Genomic DNA, 22,091 nt, shown 5'->3' with positions numbered 1-22,091 from the left:
AAACGGTGAACGGAACAAGCGGCCGAAGAATCGGCACATGGGAATCTCCCAAAAAGGTCCTGCGGCAGTGAATGGGTAGCGATGAAGATCCGAATAGGCGAACCGGTGGCGTCTCACGACGGGAACGGCTTCTTGCTCTAACTGCCGCAGAAAAGGTGGCCCCGCGACCGGCTTAGCCAGTCAGCCGATGTCCGGGGAGCGCCGGATTCGTTCGGTTTTTTACGGGGCTTGAAAACGCAAAAGCCCGGGACTGGCCCGGGCTTGAAACTTCATTTGTCACGACTGCTATGCAGCCTTCAAACTGATCTGGCGTCCAATCGCCTGGTTTTGTCGAGCCAAAGCGCGCAACGCCTTCATGTGCACTGTATCCCAATGCCATCCGCTCGAGGCGACTTTATCCAGAACGCCCCTGCAGACGCGATGCAGAGTTTGCTTGTGCTCAGGAATTCTTGCATCGAACCGATACCATTCACCGTTCGAACGGAATTCCGCCAAGCCGCGATGTATCAGTTTCTCCGCGATCTTCGAGCTTTCGAGATACGGGAGGCGCACGCACCGAAACAGCTTGATCTCGATCGGGCTTGCATGCGATAGCGCCAAAAACCGTCGGTATGGGTCAGATGATCGCCCGACCTTCACGTGAATCGCGCCACCTGACTCCTCAGCGAAACCGAGATAGACGAAATGGCCGCGGAGCATTTCCCCATTCGAGTCGCGGTCGAGAACCGTCACTATGCCCATCCTCGTACACTATTTCCGATCGTGTAGCTACGCAAGCATTTTCATAGGCATCAGCTTCGGCAAGTACCGTTTGCGCGCCAGTTGCATCGCTGTTGACATCCATTGTTCGATGCGACGTGCCAACCTGATCGACAACGCTTTGATCTACCGTGACCTCCATACAATTCCTGTCCGCTTGTACGAATAGTTAAGCACTCGCGTTGCCGACATAGCTCAAGAACGGATTGAGGCTTGTGAACTTACTACACGCGGCCCTCAGCTCTGGCGCTGCGTTGTCCCAGAAAACGACGTGCACAGTAAAGCCATTTTCTACGAGGTCTTCTACGACCGGGCAGAAGTCTTTATCTCCTGCAACCAGCGTGATTTCGTCCGTGCCTTTCTTGATCTTGCCGGTATAGGCATCTTTCGTAATTTGATGCGCAATCGCAACATCCACTTTCTTTTCCTTCCCGGCGAAATTTTTGTCGTAAGTCTTTACTTCAAAACCCTTTCTTTCAACCATCTTCCAGAAGGAGTCACTGGGCGGCGGAGAACCCCATAGCTTCGCGCAGCCAATTTCCGCCTTGTCACCACATGCAAACTCATGAAGATGCCCATAATCAACGTTCCACGAACGATCAACCACATTGTTCCTCATGGCCTCAATGTACGATTCCGCACCGGGCATTTTCTTTGCCACAGCTGATGCTCGGCAGCCCTCAGCATACACATTTGAATTATCAACATAGGTGAAGTTCACTTGAAGAGTCCCCTTTTTTGTGCCAAAAAGTTCGAACTAAACGGCGGCTGTCCCTGGAAACATCAGCATACCGCAACCAATCACAGCGCTCAGCTTGAGCGGATGGCTAAGGAAGATCATCGATTGCCACATAGTCGCCTGATAGAGCAACTTGTGTACCAGCGCCAGGCGGAATGCTTGGTACGATAATTACGAGACGAAACCCTTCGGGCGCAGAAGAGGCGTGCTTTGAATATTCGTCACGCCATTGTTGCGGTGAATCAATAATGCGTTTTTCCGCTGCCTTAGATATTTGATAATAGGTACATTTTGGGCATTTAAAGAACTTTCTATTGCTGTAATCAACCCAGTAGAAGCTCGCTGGGCTGCTGCAAAGAGGGCATTCTTGTTCCTGTTCCAATTTCATAAAATCTCCAGAGGGGCGCCGGACCATCAATAGATGGGAATTGATGTTCGCTTATACATCATACGCCTCACCCCGGGCATCTTGGCTATGTATTCACGCAGACTCCGCCCTCACGGTGACGAGCGCACCGAGCAGGAAGGCTCGTCCGTACTGCACCGCCCGATAGTACGTCTGCCGGCTCATAGGAATGCCGACCTTGGCCAATGTGCGCAGCCGTTCATTCTCGGGCCAATGCTTAGGCGACAGATAGTAGGCGCGCAAGCACATGGCAGCCCGGAACGGAAGACTGACTGTGCCCGGCGTGCCGCGCATCTGAGCGAGCGTGCAGATCGCCTGCTCGACCTCATCGGCCGCGGTGCCGATCGGCGTGCCGGAATAGCCGCGCGCAGATGGCACGAAACCCCTATGGTCGATCAGGGACTGTAGGCAGTTCCGGGTCCGAGTCTGCGGCATGTCGCCGCCCTGCCCGTACTCCTTCGCCCACTGTTCCAGCCGGACATCTAACTGCGCTTCATTGATCACTCGATTCTCCCAACGTAGTTTCGTCCAGCTCAAATCTGATTCCAGGCGTATGCAGACAAAGTGGAAAGCAGCGCGACTTGCCGGTGCAGAACGACCTACCCCACGCATCCGCCGACTTGTCGCGGTTCAGGCAGCAGGCACAACCGCCACGCTGATTTATCTCTGCAACGATGCGCCTGCGCTGGCCGCGCTCCACGAAGCGCTCCGGTTTGGTGTAGACCGTCACACTTCACCTCTAAGTGCTAACGGCGCCGCGCTGTGCGCTCGGCATTCAATGGAACCTTCAGCCTTCGTCGCGATCCGTGAGATTGCCAACGCGCACCTTGTGCGCGACGACAACGACGGGGAAATCGTATGCGAGAGTTCTGGCGCAGAATTGCGAAGGAATTTGTCGACCTGATCAAGAATCTCGGTCTCTGTATCTCGTTCCTGTACATAGCCGGATACGTTCTGTACGGGAAGGGCCACATCTTCAATGAAGCCTCTACCGATCGCATGTTCTGGACGCTTTACTGGATCTCGTTCGTGATCGGCATGATCGTATTCTGGCTTTTTGCCGAGGCCGTATATGCTGAAATGCGAAACTCCCGCGCTGCGACCTGGGCTCCGACCACCTGGTGCATCATCATGGGCTGTGCTTTCTCTTTGGTTGTCTTCATCATGCACTTCACTGCAAACATAATTGACTTCGCTCACTCGCAGTCCACGGCGTGCGCCCATGTGAAGACCGAAGCGAGCAAGTAGTTGGTGCCACTGGCGAGCCACCATCATCATTGCGTATCCAACAGGCTCAGTTCGATCCAGCAGCCGGGCGCGTCCAACGCATCCAGCTCTTCGCCATCGAATTTGTATGCTTTCACGTAGTGACGCGATATCACGCCGCACCCCTTGGAATAATCTTGTCCGACGACAAGCGGTTCGATCTCGCTTTCTGGTCTGTTGACATCAGTGCTACCGATGCCGGTTTCCCGGCCCGGAGCCGCACCACACGTCGCGTCGTTTCGTTCGCTGCTTCCTGTTCCGTCATTCTGCCGATACGCCAAACTCTCGCTTCGTGGCATTGATGGCAGGCCGCCACCGTGCCGAAATGGAGCCCTTGCTTCGGATGGTGGGCCTCTACCGGCGGTGGTGCGTCGCAAAAAGCGCAGGCGACGCTCTTCACATCCGCAAGCCACTCGGCCTCGTCGTCGGTCAGCGGTCGGCTATTCTTCGATCTCACGCAGCGTCACGCTCATCCGCCACGAAACGGGCAAGGCATACGGTTGCTCCCCACCGTACCGGCTTACTCGATAGTCCTTGATCCCCCGGGTTATCTCCAATGTCGAATGCCATCCTGATGGCCTCGGTCGCCTGCGATCTCGTGAATTCCAAACTGCTACGGGACATGCGGATCAGACCGGGATTACCGTGGCCCGTGTTAACTCCAGGGACAATTCGCTCACCCAACACGCACGCTGCGATCAGATGCCGGAAGTCATCTTTGTCAAATCGGGCACCGTGCCAAAATCGAATTGCCTCGGCCAAATCGCCACAGGCCGCGTTGAGCAATTTCTGCTGATCGCGAGTCATACGATCACGCCCGGTTTCCTGCCAATCGGTGCGCTCAGCTGTCACGGCAATTCCTCGATCTCCACCAAGGTTTCTCCCTTACCGGGCTCCTGACGTACCTCAAGCGGCGCCACGATGCAGCACCGCGAGTCCTCCTGAATGACGCCCAGGCCGTCAGGATGCGTTTTTGATAGCGGCTGCAGAACGTCAAGCACCGCTTTGGCACTACTCGCCGCGTTGTCGTCATCGAGCCGTCGCCGACAACGGCGCGTGATCGTGATGCGGCAGCGCTGAATGGGTGGCGCGCCAACCTGATATCCACTGCCGTGCTCCAACAACGCAGCTTTGACGAGCCATGCCACCCGCTTGCGGAGACGAGTGCGCTTTCCCCAGTGCATGCGGAGTAGAACGTTCTGCCCGGGTAGTGCCTCAGGGATGGTGATTCGAATCATGCGAATCTTTCCAAAACCACCATACGGGGCTCCATGCAGGCTTCCGCAAGGCCATCGAACAGCAGCGCAAGTTCTGGAATATGCTCTTTTACCCACGCCCGATTCTCGGCTCGAGTCGCGATGTTCTTTCGCATCTGGTGCTCAGCCAGTTCGCGTAGAGAGTCAATCATTGATCGCTCTTCCTGAGTTGCCACCGAATCCGCGATATCGGCGCGCAGGAGCGCTTGGAGCGATTTGTGGCAATCCACCCGGCGCTGCGTCAAAGCGCTGGATATCGAAGCGAGTGCGCAACGGGACCATTCCCGTTCGACCGTTGCGCTGCTTCCTGATCAGTGCTTCGGCGAAGCCAGCATGGGGCGATTCGGTGTTGTAGTACTCATCGCGGTAGATGAACAGGATCACGTCGGCGTCCTGTTCAATCGCGCCCGACTCGCGCAGGTCACTCATCATCGGACGTTTGTCCGCGCGCTGCTCAAGCGAGCGGTTGAGCTGCGAGACAAGGACGATCGTTATTCCGAGCGCTTTGGCCGTCGCCTTCAGTTCTCGCGTTACCTCTTGCACCGCGAGGGCCATCGTTTGGGCTTCGGGCAGCCGCATGTGCTGCACGTAGTCCAACACGACGAGCCTAGTCCCGTGCTGCATGTTTGCCTGACGAATTCGCGCTAATGCGCTAGCCAAGTCGTAGACGTCATCGTCGAAGTACAGGGGTAAAGCGCCTATGTCGTCGCCTGCCGATACAATTCGAGGCCAGTGGTGATCTTCAATTTTTTTTGCGTCCCGCACGATGTCAAAGGGCACCTCCGAACGCGCCGAGATCATGCGAGTGACGCAAGCCGCGGTCTGCATTTCTAAGGTGACGACGTGTGCAGGAACGCCCGCTGCCGCTGCCGTATGCGCGAACTGCATCGCCAGCAGGCTCTTTCCCATACTGGGGCGCCCTGCCACCAAGACCAGCTCACCCACCTGGAATCCCGCGGTCATTTCATCGAGCATCGGGAAGCCGGTGGACACGCCGAGCAGATCGGAATCACGGTCGGTCTGCGCTTGCATCACCCGCAACACACCGCGCATAGCGGCCTTCGCGTCCTTGGTCGGCGCCGCTGACCCACCGACAACCGAGCCGAGGACTGCCTGAGCCTCTGCAAGCGAGTCCGGACCAGTTAGTGAGGCGATCTTTGTGCCCGCCTCTCGAACGCGACGGCCGATCGCGTGGTCCCGGACGATCTCCGCCCATGCCCGAATGTTTGCTGTGCTCGCCGTAGTGTTTGCCAGATCAATGACATAGCTCACACCACCCACAAGATCGGAAATCTTGTGCGACTCGAACCATTCGGCAAGGGTGATTGAGTCTGCGGAGCTACCCTCTCGAACAAGTTCGCTTATCGCGCCGAAAATGACCGAATGTCGGCGACTGGAAAAGTCGCGCTCCGTCACTACGTCCGCGATTGACCAGAACGCCTTGGCGTCAAGCATGCAGCCGCCAAGAACGTTCTGCTCCGCTATGGCAAAGTTGTTTTCGCGAGGCTTCATGCTGCGGCATCCGGCGCCATTGCGCGCTGCAGTTGCAGTCCTACTGTGGTGAGCTTGTACTCACCGCCCGGATCCACCCACCAAGCCTTCGCCCAATTGCCCTCTACCGAGTCCTGGAAAATTTTTGGCCAGCCTCTCGCAGAGTATTTTTTCTCGCTTTGCGAATACCGTCGTTGAAACCAATCCCATGCCAGTTTCAGGAACTCCGCAGGAATTCCCACTCGCTCCGCGTAGGCGAAGACGGCGTGATCCTCAGGAATCGCCATTGAGCCCTCTGGCAGCGAGCGCAGCCAGACACGAAACGCCACTTTGCTTGCGGGTTTTGCAGTCGGAGGGGCGGCGTCAGCCGCGCTTTCCCCTTCTTTTGGAATCGGAGACGGAGACGGAGACGGAAGCGGGGCATCCGGATCGCATTGCGGATTTGTGCGTGGCGCATGCGGTTCGGGTGCGGGTCGCATGCGGGTCGCATACTCCGGCATGCGTTCCGCAGCGCCATCGCGGCCATAGCGCTTGCAAAGCGCAGCCCATTTCGATGACTCGCTGCGATCTGTAGAGCCTGCAGCCCAGGGATTGTGTTCTGACCAATCATGGACCGAATAGTGCCCATCTGCGCCGTCGAGAAAGCGAACATCGAGTAATGCGGCGACGAGCGCGCCATCGTCGCCGCCCCAATTCGCCGCAAGCTCGATATCCTCCACTGTCATGCCGGAGAGATCACCGCTCGGTCGATTTTCGGCCACGAAGAGGAATAGACAGATCAACGCCCAACAGCCCTCTCCGCCAAGTCTCTTTCGGAGCTTCTTGGTCTTAGGGTGAGATGGAAGCGAAGTAGCAATGCGCGCGTCGGAACTCATTCGATTAGGCCCTTAGCCCCTTCGCGCGCTCCATACGCTCGATCTGTTTTGGCGAGCGCTGACTAACGGCAACGCAGTACGCATCCCATGCAGCCAACTTTTGGGGCAGCGAGAACTGGTGGTAATAGATGTTCGTGAACGCTACGTACAGCTTTTGGATTCGGCGCTCGTGGCGCCAATCGTTCAGTCGCTGGCGAAACGCGATGATGGCTTCTCTCATATGCTCGCCCTGAGGAATGGCATCGCTTCGTTCCGAATCACAAGGTCGTCCAGCGCACGCTCAAGCTGACGTGCGCAAGCTCTCGCCTCAGGCGAATCGATGGAATCAAGGAGGCGTGCAGCTTCGCGATTTCGCTGCACGAGAATTTCCAAGAGCCGCTGATCGTGTACGTTCATGCGGCTTCGGCCTTCAGAGCAAAGGCTTCCTCTGGCTCGTCTGAGCGTGCTAGCGGAACGCACCCCCATGTCACGTCACGCGCGGTACGTTTACCCTCCGATTGGTCCCGCACAACGCGATCGATGTCCAGCCAATCTTGCGGGTACAGACGGATATGATTGGGTAGCTGCTTGCCCCCGAGCTGCATGTATGCCCGGAGCCTGTCCGACTTCTCCAGCACCTGTCGGCTCGACTTCTTGAGCGAGTACGCCTCCAGCGCAATGCTGTTGACGACCTTCTTCGCTAAATTGTCTCTTGCCATCTTCGCCCTCCGTTTCGGCAACGATAGTGTGGTTTTCGCGTTTTCCAGGGGTCGAAAGTCCCCAATTACGTCGACGGTTTCTGGGGTTATGCGACAGGCCGCAGCGCTGGAGCTTTGGCGCTCGCCGTCAGTCGCGCGATAAGAGCGATCAGGACGGACTGCACTTGGTTGCCCGCAGCACAGATATGGCGAAGCTCGTTCTGCGTGATCACGCCATCGGCAACTGCGGAATGGATGGTCTCCATCAATCGCCCATTCGCGGCGTTCTCTTCGAGGGAGAGATTCAGCAATGAATCTGTCTGCACAGGTTCGAGCGGCACTATTGCGCAACCGTGATTTGCCGCGAGTGACCGCAAGATCTGTAGATCATTGGTTAGGGTCATCATCGAATCCGCCTCTGCCAACGTCAGGTGATGCGACGAGCAGTTCGGGTTGACCTTGTTTCGCAAGACTGCATCAGACATCGCCATCCGCGGCGCCAGCGCAACGCTTCCGCCCGGATAATCGTGCACAGTCTTGTAGGCAGCATCGCCGACGTTCATAGGATCTCCGAATGCACGTAGAAGTCAGTCTCTGCCCCAGCTACCGTGGCGGCAATGGACGAGTTGAAGAAAAACGCCGCGCGCAAATTCCACCGTGACCGAAAGGAGGTTGGTTGCGAGGATGTGCAGACGCGTGGCGCGGGAAAGAATTACGGTGCTACGGTGATAGGATTCCGACTTTTCTCGCCACTCACCCGCCACCGGAGCAAAAATGGACGTCTTAATGGAACTCGCCGCGACTTCCGAGCAAATCGCCAAGCAAATAGCCACGCTGGCAGCGAAATCGAGAGCCGAGGCGATCGTCATTCGAGCGCTCGCATACGCAGCACAGCACAACCCCGATTTCACCCGATACCTGATAGACGGCCTCGCACGGAAGGACGTGGAATATGTTCTACAGGGGATGCCAGACGAGAGCGTCACAAGCTTCGAGAATTCGCTCAAGGAGCTTCTCCCCGACCAATTCCATCAGCATGTTCTTCCGTCGCTGATCGGTTTGAAGCCAATGAACTGACCGCCAGAGCCGGCTGGCTCGGCATATGCTCGATTCCGAGCCGGAATCGAAGTGCCCTACAGAGGCGTACACGGATGCCCATCTCACGCGGCCTTCTTCTTCGGCGCCGAAAGCTCGGGCCAGATGTCGGGGCGCAGATCAGAGCGTGTTACTGCGCCGTTGGTCTCGCGCTCGATTGCCTGCGCCATAACCTTGCTGGCGCGCTTGCCACGCCATGCAATTGAAAGCTGCCATAGGTACTGGGCGCTTGTTCCAACCGCATCAGCAAGTTGATTGCGTTGTTCGGAATCGGATATGTAGTCGGCGAGCTTCATTCTCGCACCATACTAGCTTGGCTAGTATTTGTAAATAGCTTAGCTCGTGGCGGATAGAAGCCGCAGTTAGTAGCCTAGCTAGTTATGGGTAAACGAACTCTCAGCGATGAAGAACGCGCGATGGCCGCGACTATCAAGGCCGCAGTTGAGCGGTCTACGAAGTCTCAGGAGGCCATCGGAGTCGAAGTCGGCGTGACTCAGGGATCCATCTGGCAATGGATGGAAGGAAAAGAGCCGGTTTCCGCAAAACGCGCCCCAGCGCTCGCAGCCGCACTGGGAATTGATGATCCAGCCAAGATCAGTTCCGCCTATCGTGAGCTCAGGCCGAACAGGACCGAGGACGCCATCGCGATTTTCACTCCCGAACGACGCGCAGATGACAACGTGACTGCGGTTCACATCGCGGTTGAGAGTCTTGCGGTCGCTCTCTTGCGCCAGGTACCAGGCTCAGCAGAGGCATTCGCCGCTGACCTGGAGGCGATTTGTAGCGAGCGCCATTTCTCGCCGCACCATGCTCTTCTTGGCAGGCTCTTAGGTAGCGCTCGCACAATTCAGAGTATCGAGGCAGCGGAAGACAGAGTGCGGCGGCGCGCCGGTCCTGCTCGGCGCACCAAGCCCTGAACTTTGGATCGAATGGATCAAATTTCATGGTTTCCCCCTGGTGAGGGACATGAAATCAAAACAATCTCGCACAGCGTGAGATTCTATATAATCAATTAGTTATAGCGGAGCTCGCAACAGGCATTCGTGGAATTGCCGTTACCTCATTGAGCTTCCAAAGTTTCTATCCCAATGCCGGGGTAAAGTTCTAGTCATGCCTGGAAGCTATGGCGGCGAAGTTACTTGGGATATCGGCGGCGGCAATGAATGTAAGAGGAAACCTGGATGGATGAGCCGTTTAAGCGCCTCGATCGCGCAAAGTCGCAAGCATTTGTCCGCGATATCCTTGCCATCTACGCAAAATATGGACTGGCGATCTCCCACGAAGACGGGTCAGGATCATTTATCATCGACCGTGATGCAACTGATTTGCGCGCCAGGCTCTTGTTAGCGGCGAATGGAAGTGAGATTGACGCCGATAATGTGTTTAGCAATTCCGAGATGATGGAGGAGCCACTTCGATTGGCTCCAGTGGTGCGCACTTAGGGAAAGAACGTCTTGGAGGAGCTATGCACGATCCAACATCAGCCGAGAGCCCCGAGCCGAATGCGGGGAAGTAGCTTCGACCAGGTTCGCGATAAAGAAGTTGTAGAGACGGAATGCCGCTGAAAATTGCGACCTCAGTATCAGGGGATACGTGTGGCCCAAGACGCGCCCGACCAAACAAAGTACGAGTTTGACGTATTCATCTCTCATGCCTCGGAAGACAAGGAATCCATTGTCCGGCGCCTAGTCACCCTACTTGTCGGATACGGTTACCAAGTCTGGTACGACGAGTTTTCCCTTTCGCTTGGCGACTCTCTGCGCAGATCCATCGATGCCGGGCTAATAAAGAGTCGCTTTGGCGCCGTGGTTCTAAGCCACAGTTTCTTCAAGAAAAACTGGCCGCAATACGAACTGGATTCCCTCAATGCAATATCCATTGCAACGGGCGAAAAACGCATTCTGCCCATTTGGCACGAGATCACTTATCGAGAGATGGTGGGGTACTCGCCATATCTCGCGGACAAGGTAAGCATTCAAAGCAACGTAAGTGATGACGATCTACTCGTTGGCTTTATTAAGGCACTTGGGCCTCCACCGAACATCCTGCGTAAGCAATCAATCTCGGTGACATTCAACGGACATCGTATTCAAGTATGCCCGTGGTGCCTCTCGCCAATCACAACAAGTGGACAATATCTGGGGTACGGTGACAGCTATTGGGAGCAACACTGTCAGTCCTGCAGATGGGCTGACTCAGGCGTGAGCTAGGTTGAGAGCCGTGCGACTTACACTTTGCCAAGATGAAAAATAGTCCTGACCAGGAATCTCGCGGCTGGACGAATCACGACATCCTTCGAAGCGATGCGATTAAGTACGTCTTCGATTACATTCGGAACATTGGTATTAGCGGATCACTCATTGCGGGTGGCGACTATCTCCGCGAACATCCAGAGTTCTTTAAAGCCCCGGCGCCTCTGAATGACGCATTTGGGTGGACCATTGGGGGAATCGGACTCGCCCTACTCGTTCTGAACTACGCCCATGCCAGCTCGAAGGTCGATGACCTGAAGCTACCCAAGGTCATCTCCGTGCTCATCAACTTCCTAATAAACGTACTGTCGATGGTGGTCATGATTCTGATTGCGTTGAAGAAGTGAGATCCTAGACCGTCGAGGCTCAGTGATCGGCAAATATGAATGATCGATGGATTTAATTCCGACCCTCGTTAGCTCTATTGCCAGTAGCGCCTTAGTTGCCGGGCTGCTTGTCTGGCTATTCAAGTCGTGGATTAGCGAGCGACTAAAGAATGCTATCAAGGCAGAGTACGATCAGAAGCTGGAAACGCACAAGGCTCAGCTAAAGGCTCAGGCAGACGTCGAAATTGAGCGCCTTCGATCTCAACTAAGCATCGCCGCCACCGAACACCAGGTTCGATTCTCCAAGCTCCATGACAAGCAAGCGGATGTAGTAGTGCAGATATATACCTTGCTCGTCGAAGCCAATACCGCGGCGACGACATTTGTTTCAGCGTCCCAAGGAACTGATGAAGCAAGACAAGGACAGGCGCATGAAAATGCCATTACATCCCTGATTACCTTCGTCGATTTTTTTGAAAAGAACCGTATCTTTCTTCCAGAAAGAGTCTGCACTCAAATAGAAGAACTTGTGAATAGCATGGGGGACAAAATAACGAAAGTTAGAACCTACATGCACTATCGAAGCGAAGATCTTCCAGCCGCTGCCCTCGAGGTTAAAGAGCGTGCCTCGAATGACGCTTGGAGTTACTTTCAGGAAAAGTTTCCGGTTGCTCGATCTGCTCTAGAGCACCAATTGCGCATAATGCTTGGCTCGAAAGAATCCAAGAACTCGAAATCCGACAAAGCATAATCACTCGCACTGGGAGGCTCGGGACGAAGCCCGTGAGCGCTTACCTGGCGAGATCTCCTTGACTGGATTGGCACCACCTACCAACTAGCCGGCACCCGCCTGATACTTCTCCTCGGCTTGGGCCTGTATCCCCATATCTTCGATTTTCTCTATGACGTCGGATATATCACCGTCACCTGAAACATCCACTTCTGGACGGAACGTTGGGCCGTGACCGACAGGTCCTTCTTGCTTTGGCAGACCCATCGCCGCAACAAAGGCGGTCAGAACCCGCACGAAAGTCTCTTTCTCAGTCTGAGAGATCGGCTGTTCTGATTCCTGATGTTTCTTCCCGCTCGGCCCCGGAGGTCCTGGTGGTGGCGCCTTTGGGAGCGGCTTGAACTTCAGTTCCACCTTGTGGAGTTGCTTGGCGTCGCCGGCGAGCTTCGCATCGATGACGTAGAAATCAACCTCGGCTTCGCTTTTGATCACTAGCTCGAAATGCGTTTCGAGCTTGATCTCCTGAAGCTCCATGTATGGCTTGGTGTTGTCCTCTGCCGCCAGAAGCTCCCGCTTAACTTGTCGAATGAATTTGACGAGACTTATACCGCCCGGAGTTTTGCCAAGTTCCATTGCAGTGCCCCCTATTGGCCCTGTGGAAATGATGCTCCTACTAAAGCCACCGTTCAAGACGAGTTTGTCGGAAAAAAAAGGATTGCACTCCCCACCTTCACCTGCAATGCCAAAACCCCGCCACCGTTACCGCGATGGCAGGGCTGCGGTGCCACGGTCAGCCGCTTCACAAATGGCCGAGTCCAACTTTGAGGTATCCGTATGGAAAACTTGAAACTCAAAGCCATGGCGAAGCTCGGGAAGTCGAAAGCATAGTTCAAGCTATGCCTTCGCGAGGCGACTTCTAGGTCATCCTGCCCTTCTCAGTTTCTTCCATGCCACCTTGATTGCTATCCTCACTATGCCGGCGATTGGCCGGTAAATCGACACAGAAGGTGCAATCATGCTTCAACCTTTCAAGCTCCATATTCAATAGGCAAAGAGTAGGTCTATCTAGATCGAAATACCGTGGTGGATGGTGGCAATCGCCCTTGACCTATTGAGTCGAATGTAAGTCCGCTCCGGGACGCGCCACCTCCGTCCCGGAGCACAAATCCCCGAAGCCGCCGCATGGCGGCTTTTTCATACCCGCAATTCATGTAGGGCGGCGTTTGGTGCCGCGCTCGATAGAAAGTCACGAAATACTAGCACAGCTATTGACAACAAATAGCTTGGCTAGTATTGTTCTTCCCACGCCGAACTCAGCCGGCAGTGGAGAATCCGATGTACCTCAGTCAGACCCGCGTTCATCGCCCGGCGAATTTCGATGTCGCGCGCGAACAGGATTGCATTGCGATCCGCACTAACGACCGCGACGTCTACGTCTCACTGTCGTTTGACGAAGCCGAAGAGCTACGGGCGAAGCTACGCAGCGCGCTCACCAGTTCGCAGGCCGAGGCCGCACCATGAGCGTCCTCACCTACGACAACTACCGGAACGCCGAACGCATTCGCCGGTACGAGCACGCGCTTGCGGACACCAATCTGGATCGCTCAGACCTTCCGTTCCGCATCGTGCGTGGGATGGCATTCAAGAGAACTCTGCGCTCCGAATCAACGGCGCAGGTCGCCCTTGTCCATCCGAAATAGGACAAGCCGGCATGACTCTCGATCCAGTCACCGCCGACACCAACCGCTACGAGTGGGACTTGAACAGGTCCGACGCCCGCGCGACGGCGATCGATGCGCTCGAAGAGAAGTTCTGGTCCGACCACGGAGAGCGCCTATCGCTGCTCGAAGAAGTGGGGATGAGCGAGCGGGACAAGCTGATCGCCGCACTCACCGAATGCGACTACCGCAAGTTCGCAACGCTGATCCAGTCAGCCGCTCGCGAAGCATGCGAATCCGAGTTTGACGACCGAATCGAAACGCAGCGCTACAACGCCGCTGCGGGCAAACACGACTAGAGGAGCATCGCAGCGTGACCAGCCAAGCAAACGATGAACGGCTACATCTACGGCGACGTCGTGCCCTGGAATTCCACGAGCATTCCGGGAAGCGTAAACAGGTAGTTCAGGGTCAACTCGGTGAAGTGCGAAATATCGCGCGCATCTTTTTCGGACGTATCCAAGGGATCGTGCATGGCGTCATTGCGCAGCAACCTAACATGGTGCGCCCACGCACCGAGTTCCCTTGTAAGTCGTCCATCGCTCGTGAGTCGCTCTATTCGGGCGAACAGAGTCAGCGTTGCCAAGTCCGGGGCAAAAAACTTGGTCGCCACGTCAATCGATTTTCCGACGAGCATCGCGGCTGTTTCCCAGTCTCGTGCGCGCAGAGCTTCATACCCCTTCTTGAGCGTCCGCTCGACCTCTGGGGGGATATGGGCCGGAACGTCGATGTCCATGACTTTCGGCTCCGTATAAAGGAATTCCTCGCGCATGGTGTTTTCCTCCATGACGTGATTGCACACCGCAATGACACCTCGAAAGCAAACTCGGCAGATGCACAGAAGCTCAAAAAGCTCCAACAACTTCGGTCGCTCGGGCGTTCGATGAATGATCTCCAATGTGGCGTTCTTTGCCAAACAGCGAGGACAGTCAGCCGACAGCAAATTCATAGTTCGCATCCCCTTCAATTCGATCTCAAATCAGTTGAACACAATTTGCTTGGGGGCGCAAAGGTGCTCGGGGGCGCGAAGTGAAACGCCCTCGCACCGAGTTACTCGACATGCCGATCGTGCAGGCCGCTTTGCATGTCGCTGGCGTTGCCGCTGTCGTCGGCCTGATCGCTGTCGCTTTCGGGTGGCACCCATGAGCGCCGTCCTCGACTTCTGCGCATTCCGCAACGAGCGGTACGGCGCGCCAACAGCGACTGTCCGCGAACGTGTAGCACAGGCGCTGCGCAATACGGGAATGTCTGCTGCGGTGTATTCACAAGCGATCGATCGAGCGAAGCGACACGACAGCGAATCCAAAGGCGATCGCGAGCTTCAAGCGCGCGGAGTCATCGCTTGGGCGAAGGAACAACCAAAGGGCGCCGCCTGATTTCCGAGCGCCGCACTCTACAGGGCTTGGCGGCGCTTTCTTTCTTTGAGGAGTAGAAGATGAGCAGCGATATTCAGCCGTATCAGGAAGGCATTCAAAACAGCAAGCAGCGATTCGAGAAGATCGGCGGAAATCTGATCAACTACGATCGTGAAAGCATCTTTGCCATGCAAGCATTGATGAAGAACGACTTCGCACTCAGCACTGCAAATCGCAACAAGCAGTCTGTGCAGTTGGCGATGATCAACGTTGCTTCCACCGGGCTTACACTCAATCCTGCGAACGGCTACGCGTATCTTGTTCCTAGGGATGGCGCGATCGTTCTGGATATCAGCTACAAGGGCTTGATCAAGATCGCGACCGATTCTGGCTCAATTCTTTGGGCCAGGGCTGATGTTGTGCGAGAAGGTGACACGTTTGTCTACAACGGTCCCGCGGCTGCGCCAACCCATCAAACGGACCCCTTCAAGGCAGACGCTTCGGAACGCCCAATTGTCGGCGCTTATGCGATTGCCAAGACAAAAGAAGGCGACATTCTCACCGAGTGTATGGCTTGGGCCGAGATCGAGAAGATCCGCGAGAAATCTAGCGCGTACACGAAGAAGAAATCCGGGCCTTGGGTTGAATGGCCGGACCAAATGGCAAAGAAGGCCGTCATCAAACGCGCCTCAAAGACTTGGCCGTATACGACCGACAAGCTGGCGCAGGCCATCGACGTCGCCAACGAATCCGAAGGCGGCTATGACCTTGCGAGCGAAGAAGAGCGCGATGCAATGAACCAGTTGCAGCACGAAGCTGCGGTTGGTCGCAACTGGCGAACATTCGCTTTCATCAAAACGGCTCTCGCCACCGAATCACCAGATGGCTACGCCATCGCCGAGGCTTGGTATGAGCTGCCTCAACATGAACAGCAAGTGCTTTGGAGGGCGCCAACGAAGGGCGGTCTGTTCACCATCGACGAACGCAAATACCTCAAAACAGAATTGCCGAAGATGGCGACCAAGGAGGCTGCATGATCCCCTACTACATCGGCCGCGTTGGCAAAGACGCTGTGACGCGTCACACGAGTGGCGGAAAACCCGTAACCGGCTTCTCGGTCGCTTTCGATAGCGGCTATGGCGATAGCAAGCAAACCCTATGGTTCGACTGCAACGCCTGGGGCGAGCGTTACGAGAAGCTCGCGGAATACATCAAGAAGGGCGACAACATCGGTGTCGCTGGCGAGATCGGCGAGCGAGAGCACGAGGGCAAGACGTACAAGACGCTCCGAGTTTCCGACGTGAAGCTGCTCAGCAGCAAGCGCGACGCATCCGCCAATAACTCTCAACGCTCGACAGGCAATCCGAAACAAGCCGACGCGAGCAACGGCGAAGGCGCTGCTTTTGACGACGACGATATCCCCTTCGCTCGCATCAAGAAACGCGCGTACTGGTAACGACTACGGCAGCGAAAGACCTATTCGCATAGGTTCCGCGACAAGAGCGTAAGCGCTCGGCGCTGCCACCAAATCTCAACAATCGCCGGGCCAGTTCATCGGCTCGGCGGAAAGGAATACCGATGATCAGTTTGTCGATCGAAGTTGATGTCGAAGCCATTGTCGAAGGATTTCCCCACGACGAGGAAGCGGCATTGAAGCTGATTAAAGCGCTTGATGTGAAGTTTGCAGACTACGACTTCACGAAGTTGCTCGCCGACCACTTTGCCGCAGAGATTGCAAAGGAAGATTTGCATGACAACCCCCACCCTGCTTGACCGTGCGAGAGGCGCGCTACGCGATCTAGCCGATCTCTACGACACCGATGAAGGCTGCCGTTCGCTTCCTCAGTACATCGCTGCAAGGAAGGTCCTCGCCGACCTCGACCGCGCACGATCTTGGACGAAGGCGAAGCCAACAATGGAAGGTGCTTACTACATACGCGGCTACGTGATTTGGTCTGATGCCAACGAGCCGGCGCTCGTTCAAGTAGTGGAGTCGAAAGACGGCCTCATCTGCAATCTGCATCAGAGCAATACGAGCAGCGACTACGGGGCCTGGTTTGATGTGGCTGACCTGGATCCCGACTTCAAATGGTTCGGCCCTCTCCCCGCCCCACCCATCGCCACAGACAAATCGCAGGAGGCAGCCAATGGCTTGCGCATGGAGATGCGTTCGCCTGGGCTGTTCCCGCAGATGAAGACGTCGAGCGCGACAGGATGATAGCTGAGCTACGAAGGAACGCTGACTTTTCGTCCGCGATTGACATCGTCAGCAAATTCATCCAACAGAGGATGTTTCCCACACTCAACGGAAGTAGCATGAGAGACTCCAGCCAAACGCGGAGCTTGCTCGACATGCTTAAGATCAATGGGGTCGCGTTCTATGCTGCTTCGTCCGCGCTCATGCAGACCTGGGGTGTAGTTTCCATAGCACAGAAACAAGCTGACTCAAGAATTGATGATTCCACAGCTAAGAAAATTGCTAGTAGCGTTCGCCGATTTCATACCAACGTTATGGAAATGGGTGCCGAGATTACGGCGATGGCTGCCGTCGATCTTGTCAAGACGCTTGAGACATCAAATCCAGGAATGAAATTCTCCGACCTAGGAGAATCTTTGAATGTCATTGATGCGACCCTGACGCGCGAGTTGTCACTTGTCAGACTGTTCGTTATTGAGCGCGATAAGAGTAGGTATTTTGAACCTGAGGAACCACCTTTTGGTACCGATCTACAGAACAAGTTTCCGTCGTTGATCTACGACATGGAAGAAGCGTCAAACTGCCTCGCCCTTGGGCGAAGCACGGCAAGTGCATTTCATTCGCTGCGCTGTTTGGAAGCTGGCATTCGTGCCATTTCGCGCTGCCTCGGAATCCCCGATCCTACAACCGGACAGGCGCGGAACTGGCGGATTATGTTGGAGGGAGTTCAGAAGCAGATAAATAGCCGCTGGCCCAATTCTGGCGATCGTTTCTCTGGAGACGGACACTTCTTCGAATCCATCCATGCTGGTCTTGTCGCCATGCAGAACCCTTACCGCAACGCGACTATGCACCTGGATCAGAAGTACACGGAAGACGAAGCGAAACACATCTTTGAATTGGTTGGCGGCCTAATGAAGAAGATCGCAAGCCGAATGGATGAGGCTGGCAAGCCACTCGCCTGACCCGAACAAAGACGAGCAACCAACTGCCTGAAATGAGTCTACTTTCCTCGAAACCAATAGCCTAGAACGGTGCCGATGACTCCGAAAGCCCATCGCTCCGTGCCTACTTCGTACTTTGAAGAGAGCACCACCGTAAGAGCCGCTCCGACAACCACCAACGAAAGAATCACCCGCATCACTAAGTCAACGGTTAGAGAGGAATTCAGCGCACTTTGCAAATAACTTCTATGAAAGACGCTGTAGAAGAACAAAAGAATTAAACCAGAGGCCATCACAACCCAAGGTATGTACTCCATAGCTGCTCTCTCGAATTTAATTCTCTGGTTTGCATCCTCTCACGAAATTCTAAGGGATGGTAGCGAACCGCAACACAAGGCTGAATTTACATGCCCTGGCGGTCGTGGAACTGCGGACATGACCAAAGTCGCCGAAGAAGGCGGATGCAAGGTGATGAAGGTGGAGGCTCGAGCATGACAGATCAGAAAACCGAGAAGCCGGCTCTTTGGGTAACCGTTCGCGCGAATGGCCGAATTTCGTTTACCCAGAACGAACCCAGGCTGTCGTTTGGAGACCGTCCGGAGCCGCTGTATCGCCACCCAACTGACGCGCGAGTGCGGCAACTAATCGAAGCGGCTGAGGAGCTAAGCGCGTTCTATTCCCATATTTGGGACAGAAAAGACGGTTGCATCGTGCTGATGGAGCCGAGCGTCCCGAAGTTCGAGCAAGCGCACGCGAAGCTGAATGCGGCAATTTCTGCCGTAAAGGAGCGAGCATGACACTCTTCGCGGCACTCGCGTTCACCGCCGCCTTCCCCATTTTCGTTGTCGGAACCGTTGGCGCGGTTTGCTACTGGTCTGCGCGGGCGGTGGCTTGGGTTACGGGGGATATGTGACCGAAAAGAACTTCGACCTACGCGGGAAAGATTGGCTGACTGAGGCAGAGGCAGCGCACTATTGCGGTGTGTGCCTAACTCAGTTCGCGAAGGCCAGGTTGCCTGCACGCCGCTTCTTAGGAAAAAAACTATACTCCCGCGCTTTGCTAGATGAATCCATAGCAGCATCCCCAGAATGGCAACCCTCTACCAACGCGAAGGTCAGTGGTATCTCAACTGGCGTGAAAATGGGGAACGCTTTCGGCGATCTCTCGGAAAGATTGAGGCCAGTGCGGCTGAGAAAATCAAACGCGAGAAAGAGGCCCAGCTTACCCTTGGCATCCAACCAGTAGGACCATCCCCTACTCTTGCAGACTGGATTGATGAGTACTGCGAGGCAAGTACTAGCCCGAAACGCCGCCAGAGCGAGTTGAAGCACGCAAGGGCGGCGCTTGGCCGATATCACATTGCTTCCTTGCCTCCTCGTGAGATCGACAAGTTCCGACTCTCCAGGTTGAAGCAGGTTAAGCCAGAGACGGTCGGCAAGGAGATTCGCATTCTCAAGGCTGCGTTAAAGCGCGCCGTCAAGCTGGAAATTATCGAGAAGAGTCCAGCGCAGTACATAGAGGCACCGCGAGGCACTGCGGACAAGGCCGTCGAGTTCTATACCAAGGCGCAATTGGCGAAGATTTACAAGGCCGACAAGGCTACTGCGCAGATCTGGAGATTCATGGCAAACACCGGCATTCGGCGGGGCGAATTTGCCAAGGCGGTGCGCTCGGATGTTCGTGGCAGATCGATCCACATCGAATCGACCGACGAGAAACGCACTAAGTCCGGCCGCTGGCGAGAAGTGCCATTGAATGCTTCAGCCAAGATCGCTCTGAAGGGTTTGGGGCGCGAATCGCTTTCGCCCTACGCGGCGGACACCCTAACCCACAAATTCGCCCGCGTGGCCGCCCTGGCGAACGTGGGCGGCAATCTGCATATCCTAAGACACACATTCTGTTCGCACATGGTCATGGCCGGTGTACCATTGCGCGCAGTTCAAGTACTTGCGGGCCATTCGTCATCTGCTATTACCGAGCGCTACGCCCATCTTGCCCCACGGAAGAAGAAGGGCGCGGTAGACAAAATCAATCTGTAATAGTCACAGTTTGGTCACAGCGGTATACTTGAATCAACGTAACGTATTGATTTATAAGCACGGCCCCGTAGCTCAGCTGGATAGAGCGTCCCCCTCCTAAGGGGAAGGTCGCACGTTCGAATCGTGTCGGGGCCGCCAGTTCGATTTGCGTTTGCGCTCGTTGATGGACGAACGCAGGCGTTGCAGCGCAGCGGCCCAGACGCGCTCCTCGATTTGCTTTTGCATTCGTCTGCGATTGCAGGAACCGAGAGTAGGCGGTCCCCGGCTGTACTTTTCAGTAATCAACCATATCGTCAACAATCTCGTACTCATGAGTCCAAGCAAGGTCAACGAAGGTGCCGAACGCGGCTGGATCGTGCCGATCGGCGGCGCGGAAGCGAAGCACCACGACGCGCGCATCCTCGAACGTTTCGTCGGCCTCTGCGGCGGCCGCGACGCCGACATCGTCGTGATCCCGACCGCAAGCCAGCTCGCCGACACCGGCACGCGCTACGAAGGCATCTTTTCCGAACTCGGCGCCGCGCGCGTCACCGCGCTCGACTTCGATACGCGCCGCGACGCCGAGGAGCGCAACCGCATCGACCTGATCGAGAACGCAAGCGGCATCTTCTTCACCGGCGGCAATCAACTGCGCATTTCGACCCTGCTCGGCGGCACGCCGATCGCGCAGGCGATCCGCGCCTGCAACGCGCGCGGTGTCCATGTCGGCGGCACGAGCGCCGGCGCGAGCATCCTTTCCGAGCACATGATCGCGTTCGGCAAAGAAGGCGCCTCGCCGACCGCGGGCAGTGTGCGTCTTGCGCCGGGTCTCGGTCTGACCAACCGCTTCGTGATCGACCAGCACTTCCGCCAGCGCGACCGTCTCGGCCGCCTGCTCGCTGCGCTCGCCTACAATCCGTTCCTTGTCGGCATCGGTTTGGACGAAGACACCGCCGCGTTCATCCGTCCCGACAATACGCTCGAAGTCGAAGGCTCGGGCGCGGTGACCGTAGTCGACGCCAACGGCATGCAGTTTTCTTCGATGGATCAGGTCAGCGAGAACGAGCCGGTCTGTCTGCTCGGCCTCACCGTGCACATCCTCGTCGCCGGCGCGACCTTCAACCTCGCTACGCGCACGGCTTCGGCCGGATCGCTGGTGTCGCCGAAGCATACGCATTGACCAACGCCCTGATATTTTCGCTTTCGTTCGCGTTGATCGCGGGCGTCGTCTTTCTGTGTGCCCGCGCGGCGGACAAACGCATTCTGATCGGCTTCGCTTTGCTCGCCGCGGCTTATCTCGCTCTCGACGACTTCATCACCGGTTTGCCCACGGTCGCGCACAGTCTTGTTCTCTTCGGCGCTCACTGGAACTGGACCGGCAAGATATACAGCATTGTCCTCTCTTTGCTCGCTATTACCGCGTTCAAACTGTCGCCGCAGGCCGTGGGGCTGACGCTCGAGCAGAGTCATCTCAAAATCGGTGCGATTGCAGTCCTGCTGTTCATCGTCTGGGGCACCTGTCTCGGCCTACTGTTCAAGCCCGGAGTGCCCGATGCGGAAACCCTCGCCTTCCAGGCAGTCATGCCCGGCATATCGGAAGAACTCGTCTATCGGGGCATCGTGCCGGCGCTGCTGCTCGGCCTCGTGCAGCGCAAGGCGGCGGTTGACGGAACGCCGTGGGCGGTTATTCTCTCTACAGCCATCGTATTCGGCGTCTGGCACGGCTTGAACTATTCGGACGGAAAATTCGGCTTCGATCTGATGTCCGCGTTGTTTCCGTTCATAGGCAGCATTCCCGGCGGTTGGCTTCGTTTCAAGACCGGCAGCCTCGTTGTACCGATCCTCGGTCACGGTCTTGCAAACGTCGCTTTCCATATCGCCGGCGGGCTCGGCGCATAGCGGTTTCACGCCGTTTCGGCGTGTGGTGCATCGGCGGCGGGCGTGTCCCGCTTCCGCAGGAATGAACGCTGAAACTGGGGAGGTTTGC

At 56.1% G+C, this 22,091-nt stretch carries 36 protein-coding genes and 1 tRNA gene; 21 read left to right on the top strand and 16 right to left on the bottom strand.

Going from position 1 to position 22,091, the window contains the following annotated elements; all coding sequences use genetic code 11:
- Positions 1-285: 285 nt before the first annotated feature.
- The 4 genes from FFS30_RS18485 to FFS30_RS18470 form a co-directional block, all read right to left on the bottom strand.
- Entirely contained in the window at positions 286-732 is a 447-nt protein-coding gene (locus FFS30_RS18485) for a GIY-YIG nuclease family protein (RefSeq protein ID WP_171014725.1), read from the bottom strand.
- Positions 733-928: 196 nt separating this feature from the next.
- On the bottom strand, positions 929-1,480 hold the full coding sequence (locus FFS30_RS18480) for an NYN domain-containing protein (RefSeq protein WP_137914670.1): 552 nt from the start codon (positions 1,478-1,480) through the stop codon (positions 929-931).
- Between the two features lie 106 nt (positions 1,481-1,586).
- Positions 1,587-1,886, bottom strand: coding sequence for a hypothetical protein (locus FFS30_RS18475; RefSeq protein ID WP_137914669.1), 300 nt, complete (start codon positions 1,884-1,886; stop codon positions 1,587-1,589).
- A 93-nt stretch (positions 1,887-1,979) separates the two neighbouring features.
- Positions 1,980-2,408, bottom strand: coding sequence for a hypothetical protein (locus tag FFS30_RS18470; protein ID WP_137914668.1), 429 nt, complete (start codon positions 2,406-2,408; stop codon positions 1,980-1,982).
- 354 nt (positions 2,409-2,762) lie between these two features.
- On the opposite strand from FFS30_RS18470, the gene FFS30_RS18465 reads away from it, so the two are divergent.
- Positions 2,763-3,152 carry a hypothetical protein gene (locus FFS30_RS18465; RefSeq protein WP_137914667.1) on the top strand — a complete coding sequence of 130 codons (390 nt, stop codon included), beginning with the start codon at positions 2,763-2,765 and terminating at the stop codon, positions 3,150-3,152.
- 26 nt (positions 3,153-3,178) lie between these two features.
- Here FFS30_RS18465 and FFS30_RS18460 read toward each other — a convergent pair whose 3' ends face one another.
- From FFS30_RS18460 to FFS30_RS18425, 9 genes are all read right to left on the bottom strand, one after another.
- Positions 3,179-3,451, bottom strand: coding sequence for a hypothetical protein (locus FFS30_RS18460; protein ID WP_137914666.1), 273 nt, complete (start codon positions 3,449-3,451; stop codon positions 3,179-3,181).
- Between the two features lie 172 nt (positions 3,452-3,623).
- Positions 3,624-4,022, bottom strand: a complete 399-nt coding sequence (locus tag FFS30_RS18455) for a recombination protein NinB (RefSeq protein WP_137914665.1) — start codon at positions 4,020-4,022, stop codon at positions 3,624-3,626.
- Entirely contained in the window at positions 4,019-4,408 is a 390-nt protein-coding gene (locus FFS30_RS18450; protein WP_137914664.1) for a hypothetical protein, read from the bottom strand. The genes FFS30_RS18455 and FFS30_RS18450 overlap by 4 nt, the downstream gene beginning before the upstream one ends.
- Complete coding sequence (locus tag FFS30_RS23935; protein WP_171014724.1) at positions 4,405-4,578, bottom strand: hypothetical protein; 174 nt, start codon at positions 4,576-4,578, stop codon at positions 4,405-4,407. The genes FFS30_RS18450 and FFS30_RS23935 overlap by 4 nt, the downstream gene beginning before the upstream one ends.
- Positions 4,571-5,938 (bottom strand): replicative DNA helicase, encoded by a 1,368-nt coding sequence (locus FFS30_RS18445; protein ID WP_137914663.1) that lies wholly within the window; start codon positions 5,936-5,938, stop codon positions 4,571-4,573. Before FFS30_RS18445 ends, FFS30_RS23935 begins: the two co-directional genes overlap by 8 nt.
- A complete protein-coding gene (locus tag FFS30_RS18440) occupies positions 5,935-6,792 on the bottom strand; it encodes a hypothetical protein (protein WP_137914662.1) in 858 nt (285 codons plus the stop codon). Before FFS30_RS18440 ends, FFS30_RS18445 begins: the two co-directional genes overlap by 4 nt.
- Before the next feature lie 4 nt (positions 6,793-6,796).
- Positions 6,797-7,012, bottom strand: coding sequence for a hypothetical protein (locus tag FFS30_RS18435; RefSeq protein WP_137914661.1), 216 nt, complete (start codon positions 7,010-7,012; stop codon positions 6,797-6,799).
- Between the two features lie 172 nt (positions 7,013-7,184).
- Complete coding sequence (locus FFS30_RS18430; protein WP_137914660.1) at positions 7,185-7,490, bottom strand: hypothetical protein; 306 nt, start codon at positions 7,488-7,490, stop codon at positions 7,185-7,187.
- An 86-nt stretch (positions 7,491-7,576) separates the two neighbouring features.
- Positions 7,577-8,032, bottom strand: coding sequence for a phage regulatory CII family protein (locus FFS30_RS18425; RefSeq protein WP_137914659.1), 456 nt, complete (start codon positions 8,030-8,032; stop codon positions 7,577-7,579).
- A gap of 211 nt (positions 8,033-8,243) precedes the next feature.
- Here FFS30_RS18425 and FFS30_RS18420 point away from each other — a divergent pair, with 211 nt between their 5' ends.
- The gene (locus FFS30_RS18420) at positions 8,244-8,546 is read left to right on the top strand and encodes a hypothetical protein (RefSeq protein WP_137914658.1); all 303 of its coding nucleotides are present in this window, start codon (positions 8,244-8,246) and stop codon (positions 8,544-8,546) included.
- Positions 8,547-8,629: 83 nt separating this feature from the next.
- On the opposite strand, the gene FFS30_RS18415 is transcribed toward FFS30_RS18420, so the two are convergent.
- Entirely contained in the window at positions 8,630-8,860 is a 231-nt protein-coding gene (locus FFS30_RS18415) for a YdaS family helix-turn-helix protein (RefSeq protein ID WP_137914657.1), read from the bottom strand.
- Between the two features lie 84 nt (positions 8,861-8,944).
- Here FFS30_RS18415 and FFS30_RS18410 point away from each other — a divergent pair, with 84 nt between their 5' ends.
- From FFS30_RS18410 to FFS30_RS18390, 5 genes are all read left to right on the top strand, one after another.
- Entirely contained in the window at positions 8,945-9,481 is a 537-nt protein-coding gene (locus FFS30_RS18410) for a helix-turn-helix domain-containing protein (RefSeq protein WP_137914656.1), read from the top strand.
- A 264-nt stretch (positions 9,482-9,745) separates the two neighbouring features.
- Positions 9,746-10,006 carry a hypothetical protein gene (locus FFS30_RS18405; protein WP_137914655.1) on the top strand — a complete coding sequence of 87 codons (261 nt, stop codon included), beginning with the start codon at positions 9,746-9,748 and terminating at the stop codon, positions 10,004-10,006.
- Positions 10,007-10,159: 153 nt separating this feature from the next.
- Entirely contained in the window at positions 10,160-10,774 is a 615-nt protein-coding gene (locus tag FFS30_RS18400) for a toll/interleukin-1 receptor domain-containing protein (RefSeq protein ID WP_171014723.1), read from the top strand.
- A 32-nt stretch (positions 10,775-10,806) separates the two neighbouring features.
- Positions 10,807-11,163: a hypothetical protein gene (locus FFS30_RS18395; RefSeq protein WP_137914653.1), complete on the top strand. Its 357-nt coding sequence runs from the start codon at positions 10,807-10,809 to the stop codon at positions 11,161-11,163.
- Positions 11,164-11,209: 46 nt separating this feature from the next.
- A complete protein-coding gene (locus FFS30_RS18390; RefSeq protein ID WP_137914652.1) occupies positions 11,210-11,893 on the top strand; it encodes a hypothetical protein in 684 nt (227 codons plus the stop codon).
- A gap of 84 nt (positions 11,894-11,977) precedes the next feature.
- On the opposite strand, the gene FFS30_RS18385 is transcribed toward FFS30_RS18390, so the two are convergent.
- On the bottom strand, positions 11,978-12,505 hold the full coding sequence (locus FFS30_RS18385) for a trypco2 family protein (RefSeq protein ID WP_137914651.1): 528 nt from the start codon (positions 12,503-12,505) through the stop codon (positions 11,978-11,980).
- 702 nt (positions 12,506-13,207) lie between these two features.
- Here FFS30_RS18385 and FFS30_RS18380 point away from each other — a divergent pair.
- The 3 genes from FFS30_RS18380 to FFS30_RS18370 are packed head-to-tail and all read left to right on the top strand — an operon-like array spanning position 13,208 to position 13,889.
- A complete protein-coding gene (locus tag FFS30_RS18380; RefSeq protein WP_137914650.1) occupies positions 13,208-13,393 on the top strand; it encodes a hypothetical protein in 186 nt (61 codons plus the stop codon).
- A complete protein-coding gene (locus FFS30_RS18375) occupies positions 13,390-13,572 on the top strand; it encodes a hypothetical protein (RefSeq protein ID WP_137914649.1) in 183 nt (60 codons plus the stop codon). Before FFS30_RS18380 ends, FFS30_RS18375 begins: the two co-directional genes overlap by 4 nt.
- An 11-nt stretch (positions 13,573-13,583) precedes the next feature.
- On the top strand, positions 13,584-13,889 hold the full coding sequence (locus tag FFS30_RS18370) for a hypothetical protein (protein WP_137914648.1): 306 nt from the start codon (positions 13,584-13,586) through the stop codon (positions 13,887-13,889).
- A gap of 47 nt (positions 13,890-13,936) precedes the next feature.
- Here FFS30_RS18370 and FFS30_RS18365 read toward each other — a convergent pair whose 3' ends face one another.
- Positions 13,937-14,539, bottom strand: a complete 603-nt coding sequence (locus FFS30_RS18365) for a DUF4145 domain-containing protein (protein WP_171014722.1) — start codon at positions 14,537-14,539, stop codon at positions 13,937-13,939.
- A gap of 193 nt (positions 14,540-14,732) precedes the next feature.
- On the opposite strand from FFS30_RS18365, the gene FFS30_RS18360 reads away from it, so the two are divergent.
- From FFS30_RS18360 to FFS30_RS18305, 11 genes are all read left to right on the top strand, one after another.
- The gene (locus FFS30_RS18360; protein WP_137914646.1) at positions 14,733-14,966 is read left to right on the top strand and encodes a hypothetical protein; all 234 of its coding nucleotides are present in this window, start codon (positions 14,733-14,735) and stop codon (positions 14,964-14,966) included.
- Positions 14,967-15,025: 59 nt separating this feature from the next.
- Complete coding sequence (locus FFS30_RS18355; RefSeq protein ID WP_137914645.1) at positions 15,026-15,982, top strand: RecT family recombinase; 957 nt, start codon at positions 15,026-15,028, stop codon at positions 15,980-15,982.
- Complete coding sequence (locus FFS30_RS18350) at positions 15,979-16,401, top strand: single-stranded DNA-binding protein (RefSeq protein ID WP_137914644.1); 423 nt, start codon at positions 15,979-15,981, stop codon at positions 16,399-16,401. Before FFS30_RS18355 ends, FFS30_RS18350 begins: the two co-directional genes overlap by 4 nt.
- Before the next feature lie 122 nt (positions 16,402-16,523).
- The gene (locus FFS30_RS18345; RefSeq protein ID WP_137914643.1) at positions 16,524-16,718 is read left to right on the top strand and encodes a hypothetical protein; all 195 of its coding nucleotides are present in this window, start codon (positions 16,524-16,526) and stop codon (positions 16,716-16,718) included.
- Positions 16,696-17,163: a hypothetical protein gene (locus FFS30_RS18340; protein WP_137914642.1), complete on the top strand. Its 468-nt coding sequence runs from the start codon at positions 16,696-16,698 to the stop codon at positions 17,161-17,163. Before FFS30_RS18345 ends, FFS30_RS18340 begins: the two co-directional genes overlap by 23 nt.
- Positions 17,164-17,297: 134 nt before the next feature.
- On the top strand, positions 17,298-18,107 hold the full coding sequence (locus tag FFS30_RS18335) for a hypothetical protein (RefSeq protein WP_171014721.1): 810 nt from the start codon (positions 17,298-17,300) through the stop codon (positions 18,105-18,107).
- A gap of 470 nt (positions 18,108-18,577) precedes the next feature.
- On the top strand, positions 18,578-18,883 hold the full coding sequence (locus FFS30_RS18330; protein WP_137914640.1) for a hypothetical protein: 306 nt from the start codon (positions 18,578-18,580) through the stop codon (positions 18,881-18,883).
- A gap of 291 nt (positions 18,884-19,174) precedes the next feature.
- Positions 19,175-20,125 carry a tyrosine-type recombinase/integrase gene (locus tag FFS30_RS24285; protein WP_249352545.1) on the top strand — a complete coding sequence of 317 codons (951 nt, stop codon included), beginning with the start codon at positions 19,175-19,177 and terminating at the stop codon, positions 20,123-20,125.
- Between the two features lie 61 nt (positions 20,126-20,186).
- A tRNA-Arg gene (locus FFS30_RS18315) sits at positions 20,187-20,263 on the top strand.
- Positions 20,264-20,435: 172 nt separating this feature from the next.
- Complete coding sequence (locus tag FFS30_RS18310) at positions 20,436-21,284, top strand: cyanophycinase (protein WP_137914638.1); 849 nt, start codon at positions 20,436-20,438, stop codon at positions 21,282-21,284.
- Positions 21,281-22,003 carry a CPBP family intramembrane glutamic endopeptidase gene (locus FFS30_RS18305; protein ID WP_137914637.1) on the top strand — a complete coding sequence of 241 codons (723 nt, stop codon included), beginning with the start codon at positions 21,281-21,283 and terminating at the stop codon, positions 22,001-22,003. The genes FFS30_RS18310 and FFS30_RS18305 overlap by 4 nt, the downstream gene beginning before the upstream one ends.
- Positions 22,004-22,091: the final 88 nt, after the last annotated feature.

The sequence above is a fragment of the Rudaea sp. 3F27F6 genome, from assembly GCF_005503555.1.
Lineage (GTDB): Bacteria > Pseudomonadota > Gammaproteobacteria > Xanthomonadales > Rhodanobacteraceae > Rudaea.
This window is presented reverse-complemented; position numbering and strand designations above follow the sequence as displayed.